This is a genomic window from Alistipes muris, assembly GCF_943193205.1.
Classification (GTDB): Bacteria; Bacteroidota; Bacteroidia; order Bacteroidales; family Rikenellaceae; genus Alistipes; species Alistipes muris.
Map to the genome: position 1 here is coordinate 1 of NZ_CALPDD010000011.1, position 16,063 is coordinate 16,063.

The following is a 16,063-nucleotide window of genomic DNA, read 5'->3' on the forward strand; positions in this document are numbered from 1 at the left end:
AAGATGAACGTTTTCGATAAGCTGAGAGCAAAGACGAACTCGTTCGGGCTTTGCCGAGGCGAGAAAACCTGCATGAAAATGAACTACGAAATCATGCGCATAGCGCTGCCGAACATCGTGTCGAACATCACGGTACCGCTGATGGGCATTGTCTCGACGGCGATAGCGGGCCACTGGGGCGCGGACTCGGCGGCGACGATAGGCGCGCTGGCCATCGGGGTGTCGATTTTCAACTTCATCTACTGGAACTGCTCGTTCGTGCGCATGGGCACGAGCGGCCTAACGGCCCAAGCCTACGGCGCGGGCAACCTACGCGAATGCACGAACATGCTGGCGCGGGCGCTGGTAGTGGCGGCGCTGATGGGAGCGGTGATGGTGGCGCTGCAATGGCCCGTGGGCGAACTGGCGCTGTGGGCGATGAACGGCAGCGCGATGACCCGCGACTACTTCTACGCCCGCATCTGGGCCGTGCCGGCGGGAATCCTGCTGTTCGGCCTCAACGGCTGGTTCACGGGGATGCAGAACGCCGTGATACCGATGTGCACGGCCATTGCGGTGAACGTGGTGCACATTCTGTGCAGCCTGTGGTTCGCATTCGGACTGGACCTGGGAATCGTGGGCATAGCCTATGCGTCGGTGCTGGCCCAATGGAGCGGCGTGGGGCTGTCGGCGCTACTGCTGGTGACGGAATACCGCGCGATGCTCACGAAAATAGACTGGCCGGAAGTGCTGGACCTGCAACCGCTGAAGACCTTTTTCGTCATCAACCGTGACATCATGCTGCGCACGCTCTGCATTGTGGCGGTCTACACCTTTTTCACGGGGGCGTCGGCCCGCATGGACGACCCGGCGCTGCTGGCGGTGAACACGCTGCTGCTGCAACTTTTCACCCTCTTCTCGTACATGAACGACGGCTTCGCCTATGCGGCCGAAGCACTGACGGGCCGCTTCATCGGAGCCCGCGACGGCGAAGCGCTGGGCAAGTGCATGCGCCGCTGCATCTTCTGGGGCACGATGGTGTCGGTGGCGTTCGTGGGAATCTATTTGGTGGGCTGGCGCGAACTGGTGGGCCTTTTCGTGGACGGCACAACCCCGGACGCCGCGAAAATCACGGAACTGGCAGGCCGCTACATAGGCTGGATAATCGTCATCCCGATAGCGAGCGCGATGCCCTTCATCATGGACGGAATCATGGTGGGCGCGACCGAGACGCGCGTGATGCGCAACTCGATGTTCCTCTCGACAGCGGCCTACTTCGGAATCTACTATGCGGGCTACCCGCTGATAGGCAACAACGCGCTGTGGATGGCGTTCACGCTCTACATGTTCCTGCGCGGGGTGCTGCAATACTACATGACCGGGCGGCTGCGGACGATAGAGAGAAAAGCGGGATAAGGGAAATTCACAATTCACAATTCACAATTCACAATTCACAATAAAAATTTCCGACGGGTAGAGCCACCACCGAACAACACCCGAAAAACAAAGCCAGTCTCCGATTCGGAAGCTGGCTTTGTTTTGAATGTCGGAACCGGACTATTTGGAAGTGCGGAACCAATCGACGTCGATCCACCCGGCGTCGTTCTTATGGACCTGGGCATCGGCGAAGTAACCGACCTTGGCGCCGATCCAATGCCCGGCCTCGGCGGTGAAAGCGTCGCCCAACTCGCGGAAGCGCTTGCCGTCGGTGCTGAACGAAAGTCTGCAAACCAGCCGCGGCGTAGCGTCGTCGTTCCACTGCTGCTCGAAACGGCACCGGAACCACACGTCGACGGGCTCGCCCGAAGCAGCGAACGGCAGCGAAGCGTCGGCAGTCTCGGGAGCGCCCTTTTTCATGGCGCGCTTGCAGGTGGTCCGCTCGACGAAGAGCCTGCCGTCGGCATAACGCAGCCCGATGGTGGCATAATCGTGGCCCATGACAATCAACCCGGCGCGGTCGCCCTCGTAGGAGGGATGGAAACGGAGCTTCGTAGTGGCGGTATAGGTCGGGGCGTTGATTTTCTGCAAGAGCAGATTGCCGTTGTCGGAGAGGTTGCGCCAACCCTCGGGGCGGTTGCGGCAATAAAGCCGAAGCTCGCCGTCGGAGGGATTGGAGAAGTACCAACCGAGTTGGGGATTGGCATGCCACTGCCATTGCAGCCCAAGCGTGCGGCCGTCGAACTCGTCGCTGTCGGCAGGCGTGCGGACGGCGCTTTTGACGCGGGAAGCAGGCTTGTGGAAAGTATCGACGGGCTCGCCGATGCCGTCGCCGTTGCGGTCGACGCCGACGATGCACCAGTCGTCGTCGGACCACGTGACGGGCTGAAGATGAACGACCCGCCCGTAGGCATACATGTCGACGAAGTGGACGAACCACGAATTGCCCTCGACGTCGTCGACCAAACCTCCCTGGTGGGGGCCGGGGGTCTTGGTATTGCCCTGGTGGAGCACGGTACGGCACTCGTAGGGACCCCAAGGCGACTTGGAACGCAGGACGATCTGCCAACCGGGCTTGACGCCGCCCGCGGGAGCGAAGACGTAATACCAACCGTTGCGCTTGTAGAACTTGGGACCCTCGACGGTGGGATGGTCGCCGTGGCCGTCGAAAATCAGAACGTCCTCGCCGATGAGCCGCTCGCCGTCGGGCGTCATTTCGCAGACGCTCAACACGCTTTTCAACCCGGCGCACGACCCGGCCCAACCGTGGACCAGATAGGCCTTACCGTCGTCGTCCCACAAAGGGCAGGTGTCGATGATGCCCAGCACCTTCTTGATGAGGAGGGGTTCCGACCACTCGCCGCGCGGGTCCTGCGTCTTGGTCATGTAGATGCCGACGTAGGGATTGCCCCAATAGATATAGTACCAACCGTCGTGGAAGCGGATGGAAGGCGCCCAGACCCCCTCGCCGTGGCGGGGCTTGTCGAAATGGTCGTAGGGCGGCTGCCGGGTGAAGACGGTGTTGACGATTTCCCAGTTCACCAAATCGGTCGAATGGAGAATCTGCAACCCCGGGGCGCAGTTGAACGACGAGGAAGTCATCCAGAAATCGTCGCCCGTGCGGGTGACGTCGGGGTCGGAATAATCGGCGTAGAGCACGGGATTCTTGTACTTGCCGTTGCCCAAATCGGGCGTCCAGACGGTCTGTGCCGAAACGGCAGCGGCCGAAAAAAGGCCGAAAAGCAAAAAGAGTTTTTTCATAGGTCGATGGATTGGAAACGGCCCGTCCAGTCGCTGCGGAACTGCTCGGAACCGGTCTTTTTGGCGAAAATATGCTCGGGCGTGTAGTCGGCGGCCTCGTCGTCGGAGAGCTCGTGCGACCACGCCACGCGGCGGCTGCGGTCGGCACCGGGGCCGCCACAGCGCCACTCGGCGTAGAACGAAGTGCGCTCGCGGGCGGGGTCGCGCCAGTTGTGCCATCCCTCGGGGCGGATGGCGGCGGGAAACTCGCACCGGAGCCACACGGTGCGTGCGGTGGATTTCCAAGGCCGCCCGAGGTAGACTTTCGTCACGCCGTCGGCGGCCGTCACGCGGCAATCGCGGAAGACATAGCCGTACTTGTTGCGCTCGGTGGTCGATGCGGCTGTAATGTAGCTGTCGGCCTTGCAATGGATCGCACAGCCGTCGAACAAGACGATGGAGGGACCGAAGATGAAATCGGTGGTACCCTCGATATACGTATCGACGACATGGACACGCGAGACATAACCCTTGGTGAAGAACGTATCCTGGTCGCCGATGAGCGCACACCGCTCGATTCGGATGCGGTCGCCGCGGGTTTCGAGCGCCACGGCCTGCCCCACCCTGCCGGCGTCGTTGGCGACGGTAAGCCCTTCGAGCCACACGTCGTCGGCCTGGAGGGACATGGTATAACTATCGTAGGTGGTCAGCTCGTAACCGTCGACGACCTTGCCCGAGAAGTCGCTCCAAACGATGCGCACGCTGTCGCGACCGCCCACGCCGACGATTCGGACCTTGTCCTTGTAGACGTCCAAGGCGACTTTCTCGCGGTAAGTACCGGGCATGATGCGCACGGTGCGCCACGCGGCGGGCTTGGAAGGCAACGCATCGAAGCACGCCTGCACGGAGGTGAAATCCCCGCCGCCGTTGCAGTCGACGACATACACGGACTTCTCCTGCGCCGCAACGCAACAGCCGCACAGCAAAGCGAAGAAAAGGAGGATTCGTTTCATTTTACAAAGATTCTTCGCTGACGCTCAGAATGACACGATACTGCGAAAAAGACGATTTTCAATTCTTAATTTTTCATTTTTAATCACAACGTAACGCCCGTCTTGAAGATGGCGATTTCCTTGAACCCGGTCTTCTCGTGGAGCAGATGCTCGCCGTTGGCCGTGGCGAGAACCTTGGCGATGAAACGCTCCAGGACGGCCTGCGGCTCCTCGTCCTCGACGAGCGTTCCGGCGTTGAAGTCGATCCAATTGGACTTGAATTTCGAGAGCTGCGTATTGGTCGAAATCTTCATCGTCGGCACGAAAGCCCCGAACGGCGTACCGCGCCCGGTGGTGAACAACACGAGCTGGCACCCCGACAAGGCGAGGGCCGAAGCGGCGACGAGGTCGTTGCCCGGAGCCTGCAAGAGGTTGAGCCCCTGCCTGCAAATGGGCTGCGTGTACTTGAGCACGTCGACGACCTGCTGGGCCCCGCCTTTCTGCACGCACCCCAACGATTTCTCTTCGAGCGTGGTGATGCCGCCCTTCTTGTTGCCGGGCGAGGGATTCTCGTAGATGGGCTGGTCGAACTTGCGGAAATAACCCTTGAAATCGTTGATCAGGCAGACCGTCCGGTCGAAAACCTGCCGGCTCTCGGCGCGGTCCATGAGGATGGTTTCGGCGCCGAACATCTCGGGCACCTCGGTCAGCACGGTGGTGCCGCCCTGCGCGATGAGCCAATCGGAGAAAAGCCCGACGAGCGGATTGGCCGTGATGCCCGAAAAACCGTCGGAACCGCCGCACTTGAGCCCCACGCGGAGGCAGGAAAGCGGCAACGGCCGGCGCCTGTCTGCGCGGGTCTTCTCGACGAGCTCGCGGCAAATCTCGAAACCTGCGGCGATTTCGTCCTCGACCTCCTGCGCGATGAGGAACTTCACGCGCTCGGCGTCCCACTCGCCGATGGTCTCCTTGAGGGCCGAAACCTGGTTGTTCTCGCACCCGAGACCCAGGACGAGGACCGCCCCGGCATTGGGATGCTTGACCAAAGCGGCGAGGGCCCGCTGCGTATTGGCGTGGTCGTCGCCCAACTGAGAACAACCGTAATTATGGGTATAGACCCGCACGTCGTCGAGGTGCGAACAATCGCACTCGGCCTTGACGCGCTCGGCGATGGCCTGCGCCTGCCCGTTGACGCACCCGACCGAGGGGACGATCCACAACTCGTTGCGGATGCCCATCGTACCGTCCTTGCGGAGGTAACCCATGACCTTGGCGTCGCTCTTGGGATAACCGACCTCGTAGACCTTGGGCGCATAGGCGTACTCCAAGTCGTCGCGGAGGTTGGTTTTGAGGTTGTGGGAATGAATCCACGCACCGGCAGGAATCGGCTCGGCAGCGTGGCCGATGGGATAACCGTACTTGACGATGTTCTCGCCCTCGGCGATGTCGCGCAAGGCGAACTTATGACCGCGGGCGACGGTCTCGCGCAGGGTGACCTGCACGCCGTCGACGTCGAACGACTCGCCGGCCCAAAGGTTGTCGGCGAGGGCCACGGCGACGTTGTCCGCGGCGTTGATTTTCAGAAACCGTTTCATGGCTCTATACTCGAAAAAAGGGGCGGGCACGCTCTTCCTGCGAAGAACACCCGCCCCGGATGAACGATGGGTCTACTTGCTGAGGAACTTGTCCAACGCCTTGGCCATACCCAGTCCGCGGATGTCGGCGAGGTAAGCGGCGACGGCGGGAACGAAGCCCGGCACCTCGGAGAAATCGACGGTGAAGATACCGCTTTCTTTCACGAACTTCGCGACGGTGGCCTCCAAGTCGGCGGGATTCCAGTTCTTACGAATGAAATCGACGAACTCCTGCGTATCGTCGGGCTGGAACCCGCTTTCGGGACCGTAGAGCGACAACAACGCGGCGAACGTGAAACACTCGTGCTGAGCGACGCGCTTGGCCTTGAACCAATTGTCCTTGACGGTGGGATAATTGCGGGCCTCCCATTTCGACAGCGAATTGAGCGAAATGGACTTGAGCATGTGCTTGATATAGGGGTTGTAGAAACGCTCCAGAATCCCGGCGGCGAACCGCTTCAGCTCGGCCTGGTCCTCCTCGATCATGGGAATCACCTCCTCGGCGACCATGTCGTTGATGAACTTCTCGATAGCGGGCGTATTGAACGCGTCCATGACGGTCTCGCAACCCATCTGCAAGGCGATGGGCACCATGCCGGTGTGCGACCCGTTGAGAATGCGCACCTTCTTGTCGCGGAACTGCTTGATAGAGGGCATGAAGATGACGTGCAGACCTGCCTTGTCGAGCGGCAGCTCCTTCATGACCTCCTTGTAACCGGGACCGCCGATAGCCCAGAGGTGGTACAACTCGGCCTTGACGACGAGATTGTCGTCGAAACCTAACTCCTCCTTGATCTCGTTGATGGTGTCGCGCGGGAACCCGGGGACGATGCGGTCGACGAGCGTATCGCAGAAGTGGCAGTTCTGCTCGACCCAGTCGATGAAATCCTGCCCGAGCCTGTTGTACTCGGCGTGCTTGATGACATACTCGTGGAGCGTGGAACCGTTGTTCTCGATGAGCTCGCAGCAGATGATGCAAAGCCCCTTGGAGGGGTCGCCGCCGAAGTGCTTGAAACGCTTGTAAAGCAAGGCGGTCATCTTGGCGGGGTACGACTTGGGCGGGCAGGCCGTGAGGTCGTCGCCCTCCTCGTAACGGATACCGGCCTCGGTAGTGTTGGAGATGGTGATCTTCAACTCGGGCGAGAGGAAATACTGCTCGTACTTCGCATAATCGACATAGGGATTGAACGAATCCATGACGCTCTTGACGAGCCGCACGTTCTTCTTGGGCTGCTTGTTCTCGATACCCTCCAGGTAGACGTGGTAGAGGTTGTCCTGCTTGTGGAGCATGTCGATCATGCCGAGCACCTTGTGCTCGGGGTCGAGGATGGGCTGGCAGATGGCCACGCCCGAATTCATGACGCCCTTCTCGTTGGCGATGTCGATCTGCCAGTCGACGAACGCACGGAGGAAATTGCCCTCGCCGAACTGGAGGATTCTGACGGGCCGCTCCGGCTTGGAGACGGCAGACTTATTGAGCTGCTTGATCATTGCAATTGATTTGAGATTACTTCAACACGATAGGTTTGTACTTGGGCACGAGGCTCTTCATGATGAACCACGCGAACAGGTAAGCCACGGCGCAGATGCAGAAGACGATCATGTAACCTGCGGGCTTGCCACTGAACCCGAAGAACGAGAACGCCTCGCCCTGGGCGGCGGAATAATCGAACAACATACCGGCCCCCTTGTTGATGAGGAACGAACCGATACCCCCGGCCATGGCGCCGATGCCCGTGATGGTGGCGATGGTCGACTTGGGGAACATGTCGCCGATGGTGGAAAAGAGGTTGGCCGACCAAGCCTGGTGCCCGGCGCCCGCGATACCGATGATGACGGCGGGGAACCAGACGGAAAGACCCTGCAACGGCTGTGCGAACAACGCCAGCAAGGGGAAGAAAGCGAAAATCAACATAGCGAGCATACGGCCCGAATAAGGCTCCATACGCTTCTGCTCGACGAAGAACTTGGGCAGGTAACCGCCGCCGATGGAGATGACGGTGACGATGAGGTAGAGCACGAAAACGAGCATCTTACCGGTGGTAGTCTCCATCGAATAACCGCACTCGGAGAAGTAGGCCGGAGCCCAGAAGAGGTAGAACCACCACACGCCGTCGGTGAAGAACTTGCCGACGATGAACGACCAGGTCTGCTTGTAACCGAAGCAACGGATGAACGGAATGGCCTTTTCGTCGTCTGCGGACTTGGTCTCGGCGGGCTGCCCGGCCTCGTCCTGCAACATGTAATCGAGCTCGGCCTGGTTGACGAACCGGGATTCGCGGGGCTTGTCGTACATGAAAATCCAAAAGAACATCCACACGAAACCGAGGGCGCCGATGATGATGAAAGCCATCTCCCAACCCCAAGCCGAAGCGAGGACGGGAATGGAGAGCGGAGCGACGAGCGCCCCGACCGAAGCCCCGGCGTTGAAGAGCGACGTGGCGAATGCACGGTCCTTCTTGGGGAAATACTCGGCGGTGACCTTGATGGCGGCGGGGAAGTTGCCGGCTTCGCCGAGGGCGAGGATGGCGCGGCAGACGAGGAACAACCAAACGCTGACGGTGGCGATGGCTATGGCAGCCTCGGTGCCGTACTCGACGGCGCGCATGGCTTCGAGCGAAGCGTAACCCTCGATGTGCATGGTGGCCCAACCGCAAACGGCGTGGAGACAGGCGCCGAACGACCAGATGCCGATGGCCCAAAGGTAACCTTTCTTGGTACCCATCCAATCGACGAACTTACCCGCGAAAAGGCAGGCGACGGCGTAGAAGATGGAGAAGAAACCCGTGATGGTACCGTAATCGGAATCGGTCCAATGGAACTCGGGGGCGATGAAGTCCTTCCAGGTGAGCGAAAGCACCTGACGGTCGAGGTAATTGACCGTGGTGGCGACGAACAAAAGCAGGCACATCCACCAACGCCAGTTCGTCATGTTTTTCTTGATATCAGTCATTTAAGATTTCCGGTTAAAAGTTTCGGTTGAATCGGGACGGCGGCAGCCGCGCGGCGAAGAACTTCCGCGCCCCTGCTGTCGGGACGCGGGAAGTCCCCGTCTACCCTACTTGCCCCTTACGGCGGCGATGACGCCGAGGGCGAAGCGGCATTTCTCGGTGATGGCTTTCCACTCCTTGGCGGCGATGACCTCCTTGGGGAAGAGCTGCGAACCCATGCCCACGCAGAAGACGCCGGCCTTGAACCACGCGGTGAGGTTCTCCTCGGTGGGCTCGACGGCGCCCGTAGCCATGATATTGGACCACGGCAGCGGCGCCTTGACGTTCTTGACGAACGACGGACCGCCGACGTTGCCAGCGGGGAAGACCTTGGTGAGGTCGCAGCCCAACTCCTGCGCCGTACCGATTTCGGTGACGGAACCGCACCCGGGCGTATAAGGCACGAGGTGGCGGTTGCAAACCTTGGCGACGTCGGGATTAAGGTAAGGACCGACGACGAAATTAGCGCCGTACTGCATATAGAGGGCAGCCGTGGGCGCGTCGACGATGGAACCGATGCCCAACACCATGTCGGGGCACTCCTTGGCGGCGAACTTCACCAACTCGATGAAGACCTCCGAAGCGAAGTCGCCGCGGTTGGTGAACTCGAAAGCACGCACACCGCCCTCGTAACAAGCCTTGAGAACCTGCTTGGCGATCTCGGCGTCGGCATGATAGAACACAGGGACCATACCGGTCTTGCCGATGGCCTCCATGACCTGAGACTTATTGAATCTTGCCATTTTTTATAAAGTGAAAGGTGAAGAGTGAAAGGTGAAAAGTGAAAGGCGATTTACATTCATGCGGGGAAAATACGTCCGGGACTGCCGGACATTTCGCTTTTCACCTTTAACTTTTCACCTTGATTGAACTTATCGCTGTACGCGCCCGTTGGCGTTGCCGCCGGCCAGGCTCTCGACCTCCTCGACCGAAACGAGGTTGAAGTCGCCGTTGATGGTGTGCTTCAACGCCGAAGCGGCCACGGCGAACTCGAGGGCCTCGCCCTGCGTGGGCTTGGTCAGCAGACCGTGGATGATACCGCCGGAGAACGAATCGCCGCCGCCGACGCGGTCGATGATGGGATCGATGTCGTAACGCTTCGACTCGTAGAACTCCTGGCCGTTGTAAATCATGGCTTTCCACCCGTTGTGCGTAGCGGAGAACGATTCGCGCAAGGTCGAAATGACGTACTTGAACCCGAACGTCTCGGCCATCTGACGGAAGATGCCCTTGTAACCCTCGGCGTTGGTCTCGCCGCCCTCGACGTTGGCGTCGGGCTTGAAACCGAGACACAGCTCGGCGTCCTCCTCGTTACCGATGCAGACGTCGACGTACTGCATCAGAGGACGCATGATGGACTGGGCCTTCTCCTTGGTCCAGAGCTTCTTGCGGAAATTGAGGTCGACCGAAACCGTGACGCCGTGGCGCTTGGCAGCCTCGCAGGCCAGGCGGGTGAGCTCGGCGGCCTTGTCGGAGATGGCCGGCGTGATGCCCGACCAATGGAACCACTGGGCCCCCTCCATGATGGCGTCGAAATCGAAATCGGCAGCGTCGGCCTCGGCGATGGCCGAGTGGGCGCGGTCGTAGATGACCTTCGAGGGACGCATCGAAGCACCCGTTTCGAGGTAATAGATACCTACGCGGTCGCCGCCGCGGGCGATGAAATCGGTCCTGACACCGTATTTGCGCAGTGCGTTGACAGCCGACTGACCGATTTCGTGCTTGGGCAGTTTGGAAACGAAATAGGCGTCGTGACCGTAGTTGGCGCAGCTGACGGCCACATTGGCCTCGCCGCCGCCGTAGACGACGTCGAACGAATCGGACTGAACGAAACGGGTGTTGCCGGGCGTCGAAAGGCGCAGCATGATTTCACCCAAAGTGACGATTTTCATAGGGTTATTGACGATTGATTAAAATTGAAAATAATTCTTGGCATTGCGGTAACATACGCCCTCGACGATTTCGCGGCCGATGAACTCGATTTCCGACGCGGGCAACAGACCCTGCTCGATGTCGTTGCCCAGCAGGTTGCAGAGCGTACGGCGGAAATACTCGTGGCGCGGGTAGGAAAGGAACGACCGCGAATCGGTGAGCATGCCGACGAAACGGCTCAAGAGACCCAGTGTCGAAAGGGCGTTCATCTGCTTCTCCATGCCGTCCTTCTGGTCGAGGAACCACCAACCCGAACCGAACTGGATCTTGCCGGCGCCGTAACGGCCGTCCTGGAAGTTGCCGAGCATGGTAGCGACGAGCTCGTTGTCGCAGGGATTGAGGTTGTAGATGATGGTCTTGGTGAGCTTGTCGTTGCGGTCGAGCATGTCGAAGAACTTGGACATGGCCTTGCCCACGGTGAAGTCGCCGATGGAATCGAACCCAGTATCGGGACCCAACTGACGGAACATGCGCGAATTGTTGTCGCGGATGGCGCCGTAGTGGAACTGCTGGGTCCAACCCGTCTCGTGGTCCATGACGGCGAATTCGACCATCATGGCCGTCTTGAACTTGCGGATTTCCTCGCGCGTGAGCTCCGTACCGCCGAACACCTTATTAAAGATAGCGTCGATTTCGGCCTGCGTGTAATCCTCGGCGTAGAACTCCTCGATGCCGTGGTCCGAAAGGCGGCAGCCCACCTGCTCGAAGAACTTGTGACGCACGCGCAGGGCGTCGATGACGTCGGAGAACTTGCGGATTTCGACGCCCGAGACCTCGGAGAGCTTCTCGATGTAAGCGCGGAAATTGGCGGGCACCTCGACGGCCATGGCCTTGTCGGGACGCCATGTGGGCAGCATCCGCACGGCGAAACCGTCCTCGGCGACCTTGATATGGTGCTCCAGCGAATCGACGGGGTCGTCGGTGGTGCAGACGACCTCGACGTTGTAGTGCTGCATCAGACCGCGGGCGAAGAACTCGGGCTTCTGCAACTTCTCGGTGCACTCGTCGTAAATCTTGCGCGCGGTCTGCGGGCAGAGCAGGTCGGTGACGCCGAACGCCGTCTTGAGCTCCAGGTGGGTCCAGTGGTACAAGGGGTTGCGCATGGTATAAGGAACCGTCTCGGCCCACTTCTCGAACTTCTCCCAGTCGGAAGTATCCTTACCCGTGCAGAACCGCTCGTCGACGCCGTTGGTACGCATGGCGCGCCACTTGTAATGGTCGCCCTCCAGCCAGATTTTCGACAGGTTGTCGAAGCGGTGGTTCGAGGCCACGTACCCGGGAATGAGGTGGCAATGGTAGTCGATGATCGGCATCTTGGCGGCGTGCTCGTGGTAGAGCCTTTCGGCGGCACGCGTCTGCAACAGGAAGTTGTCGTCGTTGAACTGTTTCATGATAGGTATTTCGGTTTGGATTTCTACGCGGTTTTCGGAATGTAAAATTAGCACATTATCGGGAAACGCCAATGCGAAAAATTACCAAATTAAGTATAATATTTGCCAGTCCGATATATTAATTTGTCTTTCGGGTTGGCACGGAAGCGAAAAAGTACGTAATTTTGCAGTACAACCAACGCAAACAGATTCAACATCATGATTCGCAAAATCATTCCGGGCGCCGCCCTGCTGGCGCTCGCATCCTGTACGCAGAGCGTGCAGATCGAAGTAAGCAACCCGACGCAACATGCCCGCGAAGCGCAGACCGTGGAAATCGCATGGACGGAACTGCGGGGCGTAAAGCCGGAAACGGTCGTGGTAACGGACGCGGAGGGCAAGCAGATACCCTCGCAGGTGATCTACGCCGGGCACGAAAAACCGCAGGCGCTGATATTCCAGACCGACGCCGAAGCCGGGCAGACGCTGCGCTTCACCGTCGCCGAGGGCGAACGCGAAGCCTACCCGTCGAAAGCCTACGGCCGCCAGGTGCCCGAACGCTACGATGACTACGCATGGGAAAACGACAAGGTAGCCTACCGGCTCTACGGCCCGGCGCTTGAGACCTCGCCCGAAAAACTCATCACCCCGGGCATCGACGTATGGGTGAAGTCGACCGACCGCCTGGTAATCGACGAACGCTATGCCCGCGGCCACTATCACCACGATTACGGCGACGGCATGGACTGCTACAAAGTGGGCGTGACGCTGGGCTCGGGAGCCTCGCTGCCGTTCGCGGGCGGCAAGTTCTGGATGATGGGCCACAACTACGCCGCGCAGCGCACCCTCGACAACGGCCCCATCCGCACGACGGTGGAACTGACCTACGCGCCGTTCGACGTGGACGGCAAACAAGTGTCGCTGGTCAAGACCATATCGCTGGACGCGGGATCACGCTTCTCGCGGATGGAAAACCGCTACACGGGAGCCGCCGAACTGCCGATAGCCGCAGGCGTGGTACGCCACGACGTCAAGGCGTTCGCGCAGGGCGAGGGCTGGTTCGCGCTGCGCGAAGCGGCTTCGGATTCGGCCGACCCGGCGAGCGACGGCGACATCTATCTGGCCATCGTACTGCCGGGCGCCGAAATCCTGCCCGACACGCTGGGCCATGCGCTGGCCGTGAAGACGGCGGCCGACGGCCAACCGCTGGTCTACTACGCAGGCTCGGGCTGGAGCAAAGGCGGTGTGGACGGCATGGACCATTGGACCGCGACCACGGCCGAAGCGGCGGCCGCGCTGCAAACACCGCTCGAAGTACGCATCGTCCGCTGACGAAAACCGACAACCGAAGAGACGACGAGGTCCGGGACCCGCTCCCGGGTCTTGCCGCAAAAAGGCACCGAGAAAATGGAAAACACCCGAAAAATAGTCACCTTCGGCGAAATCATGCTCCGGCTGACGCCGCCCGCGAACCGCCGTTTCGACCAAAGCCCCGTCTACGAAGTCACCTTCGGGGGCAGCGAAGCCAACGTAGCGGTGTCGCTGGCCAACTACGGCGTCCGCAGCGAATTCGTCACGTGCCTGCCTGCCAACAAGATAGCGACGGCGGCCGTCGAAGACCTGCGCCGCAACGGCGTGGAGACCGGCCGCATAGTCCGCGGCGGCGACCGCATGGGGCTCTACTACATGGAAAAGGCGGCGTCCATCCGCTCCTCGCAGGTGGTCTACGACCGGGCGGGCTCGTCGTTCGACGCGCTGCGGCCGGGGATGATCGACTGGGAGGAGACGTTCCGCGATGCGGGCTGGTTCCACTGGTCGGGCATTGCGGCGGCTGTGAGCGCCGACACGGCCGAAGTGTGCGCCGAAGCCATCGGCGCGGCGCGCCGGCTGGAGCTGACGGTCTCGTGCGACATCAACTACCGCAAAAACCTATGGCGCTACGGCAAGACGGCCCGCGAAGTGCTTGTGCCGATGATGGGCGAATGCGACGTCCTTTTCGGCACGGACGACGAATACGCCACGGTAGCGGGCATCGGAGTCCCGACGCTGAAAAACCGCGAAGCGAACGACAAACTCGACCCGGCGGACTACGAAGCGGCAGCCCGGGAGACGGCGGCACGCTTCCCGAACTGCCGCATGGCGGTATTCGCCCTGCGCAACGTACTCAACGCCAACCACCATACCGTATCGGGCACCCTCAGCACCGAGGGGCGCCTGCTGACGACGCGGGTCTACGAAATCGAACCTGTGGTCGACTGCGTGGGCGTGGGCGACGCGTTTGTGGGCGGCATCATATACAGCCTGCATGCGGGCCGCACGCCCCAACAGGCGCTGGACTTCGGAGCCGCGGCCTGCGCGCTGAAGAACACCGTACCGGGCGACTACAACCGCTTCACGGTCGAAGAAGTCGATGCCCTGGTGGGCGGCAGTGCTTCGGGCCGGATTGCGCGATAAGGAAATTTTTTGGGCCACAGAAACGGCCGCGCCACCGATCAGCGCCATACCCGCAAAAACGGCCGCGCCTGCGCGGCGTATGAAAAACCACCCTACGACGCCCCGAAACGAAAAGGCTGTCCCGACAATCGGGACAGCCTTTCTAACAAACGGCCGGACGGCCTACTGATTGGCCTGGGCCTGCTGGAACAAAGTGTTGTAAGTGTTGTACTTGTCCATGATGCCCTCCTCGTCGCGCAGACGGAAGCAAAGCTGCTTGAGCAACTGAATCGTCTCGAAGTGGTCGGGCTTGAGCTGGTGCGCCTTCTCGAAATAAGGCACGGCGGCGAGGTAAACCTCGGTCACGGCCTTCTGGTCGGCATCGTAGGCCGACTGGCTGTTGTAAGTGTTCTTACCGATGGCGTCGTTCATAGCGTCGCCCTTGACCGTGTACATGTAACCGAGGAAATAATAACCCTCGAACATCTCGGGCTGCAACTCCACGACCTTGGCGAACGAAGCGATGCTCTCGTCGTAGTTCTTCAACGCGAAGAACGTACGGCCGCGGCTGAACCACAAGTCGATATTCTCGGGATTCTCAGCGATGGCGCTCTCGATCATGGCCACCAAATCGGCCGGGTCGCCGACGTTGGGCTCCGAAGTGTAGAGCTGCATCAGCCCTTCGAGAATCCGCTCGTTCTTGGGGAACTTCTCGATACCGGTGAGCAACGCATCCTTGGCGCGCGTCACGAAAGCGGGATCGTTGTCCTTCTGACCGTAATAACTGTGGAAGAGGTAATAATAGATATTGCCCTCCTCGTCGGTATAACCCCGATCGAGCGCCATGTTGAGGTACTCGGAACCGAGCGCGAACGATTCGGGGTGGTTGGCGCCGTCGAACGTACGCAGGTAACCCGCATAGTAGAGCAGCACGGGGTCGGCCTGCCCGTAAGCGGGACCGGACTGCGCCTCGAAAGCCTGCATGTAAGCGTCGGCAGCAGCCGCGGAATTGCCCAGGTCGAGCTCGGCATTGCCGGCCATCGAACAATAATCGCTGACCTGCTTGAGTCCGGCCTTGACCTTGTCGCCCGCCTTGGGGTCGATTTCGTAAGCCTTGTTGTAAGCCTCGATGGCCTGCGGAACGGCGTTGTCGACAATCTGGCGGGTCTGCTTCCAGGTAGCGACCTTACCGTTGCGGATATAGACCGTGAAATAGGGATACTCCCACGCTTCGCAGGGCTGCCCGCCGATTTCGGCCGCACTCACCGCTTTCGGCTCGCCGACGGCCAGCTTGAGCATCGGAGCGTCCATGTTGGGGAAGAGGTTCTTGGTAGGCTCGGCAGCCGCCTCGTAGAACGCCTTGCCGCGGTTGATCCACGTCGAAGCCTTGCCGTTCTTCTTGGCGTCGGCGATGTCGGCATTGCTCTTTTCGATCTTGGAGCGGAAAGCCGATTCGTTCACTTTCTGGGCGTTCGCAACGGGAGCTGCCAGCATCAACGCTGCAAAGGCCATCCAAATCGTTTTTTTCATAAGTATGGAATTTAAGGTTTTACATA

At 60.2% G+C, this 16,063-nt stretch carries 12 protein-coding genes; 3 read left to right on the top strand and 9 right to left on the bottom strand.

From position 1 onward, the window contains the following. Positions 1 to 72: 72 nt before the first annotated feature. Positions 73 to 1,395, top strand: coding sequence for an MATE family efflux transporter (locus NFR47_RS06945; RefSeq protein ID WP_251214849.1), 1,323 nt, complete (start codon positions 73 to 75; stop codon positions 1,393 to 1,395). A gap of 141 nt (positions 1,396 to 1,536) precedes the next feature. Here the strand turns inward: NFR47_RS06945 and NFR47_RS06950 are convergent, their stop codons facing one another. The 8 genes from NFR47_RS06950 to uxaC form a co-directional block, all read right to left on the bottom strand. Continuing rightward, the gene (locus NFR47_RS06950; RefSeq protein WP_251214850.1) at positions 1,537 to 3,177 is read right to left on the bottom strand and encodes a glycoside hydrolase family 43 protein; all 1,641 of its coding nucleotides are present in this window, start codon (positions 3,175 to 3,177) and stop codon (positions 1,537 to 1,539) included. Continuing rightward, positions 3,174 to 4,169, bottom strand: coding sequence for a pectinesterase family protein (locus NFR47_RS06955; protein WP_251214851.1), 996 nt, complete (start codon positions 4,167 to 4,169; stop codon positions 3,174 to 3,176). The genes NFR47_RS06950 and NFR47_RS06955 overlap by 4 nt, the downstream gene beginning before the upstream one ends. A gap of 83 nt (positions 4,170 to 4,252) precedes the next feature. Then, positions 4,253 to 5,743, bottom strand: coding sequence for a UxaA family hydrolase (locus tag NFR47_RS06960; protein ID WP_251214852.1), 1,491 nt, complete (start codon positions 5,741 to 5,743; stop codon positions 4,253 to 4,255). Between the two features lie 72 nt (positions 5,744 to 5,815). Continuing rightward, complete coding sequence (locus NFR47_RS06965) at positions 5,816 to 7,273, bottom strand: tagaturonate reductase (RefSeq protein ID WP_251214853.1); 1,458 nt, start codon at positions 7,271 to 7,273, stop codon at positions 5,816 to 5,818. 16 nt (positions 7,274 to 7,289) lie between these two features. Beyond that, positions 7,290 to 8,714 (bottom strand): MFS transporter, encoded by a 1,425-nt coding sequence (locus NFR47_RS06970; RefSeq protein WP_370647413.1) that lies wholly within the window; start codon positions 8,712 to 8,714, stop codon positions 7,290 to 7,292. Positions 8,715 to 8,840: 126 nt separating this feature from the next. After that, positions 8,841 to 9,515 (bottom strand): bifunctional 4-hydroxy-2-oxoglutarate aldolase/2-dehydro-3-deoxy-phosphogluconate aldolase, encoded by a 675-nt coding sequence (locus tag NFR47_RS06975; protein WP_251214855.1) that lies wholly within the window; start codon positions 9,513 to 9,515, stop codon positions 8,841 to 8,843. Between the two features lie 129 nt (positions 9,516 to 9,644). Continuing rightward, positions 9,645 to 10,664 (bottom strand): sugar kinase, encoded by a 1,020-nt coding sequence (locus NFR47_RS06980; RefSeq protein ID WP_251214856.1) that lies wholly within the window; start codon positions 10,662 to 10,664, stop codon positions 9,645 to 9,647. 18 nt (positions 10,665 to 10,682) lie between these two features. Beyond that, positions 10,683 to 12,095 (bottom strand): glucuronate isomerase, encoded by a 1,413-nt coding sequence (uxaC, locus tag NFR47_RS06985; RefSeq protein WP_251214857.1) that lies wholly within the window; start codon positions 12,093 to 12,095, stop codon positions 10,683 to 10,685. 198 nt (positions 12,096 to 12,293) lie between these two features. Between uxaC and NFR47_RS06990 the strand changes: the two genes are divergently transcribed. Then, entirely contained in the window at positions 12,294 to 13,406 is a 1,113-nt protein-coding gene (locus tag NFR47_RS06990; RefSeq protein WP_251214858.1) for a DUF4861 family protein, read from the top strand. Between the two features lie 75 nt (positions 13,407 to 13,481). Continuing rightward, positions 13,482 to 14,528, top strand: a complete 1,047-nt coding sequence (locus NFR47_RS06995) for a sugar kinase (protein ID WP_251214859.1) — start codon at positions 13,482 to 13,484, stop codon at positions 14,526 to 14,528. A gap of 162 nt (positions 14,529 to 14,690) precedes the next feature. Here NFR47_RS06995 and NFR47_RS07000 read toward each other — a convergent pair whose 3' ends face one another. Further along, positions 14,691 to 16,037 carry a tetratricopeptide repeat protein gene (locus NFR47_RS07000; RefSeq protein WP_251214860.1) on the bottom strand — a complete coding sequence of 449 codons (1,347 nt, stop codon included), beginning with the start codon at positions 16,035 to 16,037 and terminating at the stop codon, positions 14,691 to 14,693. Positions 16,038 to 16,063 lie beyond the last annotated feature (26 nt).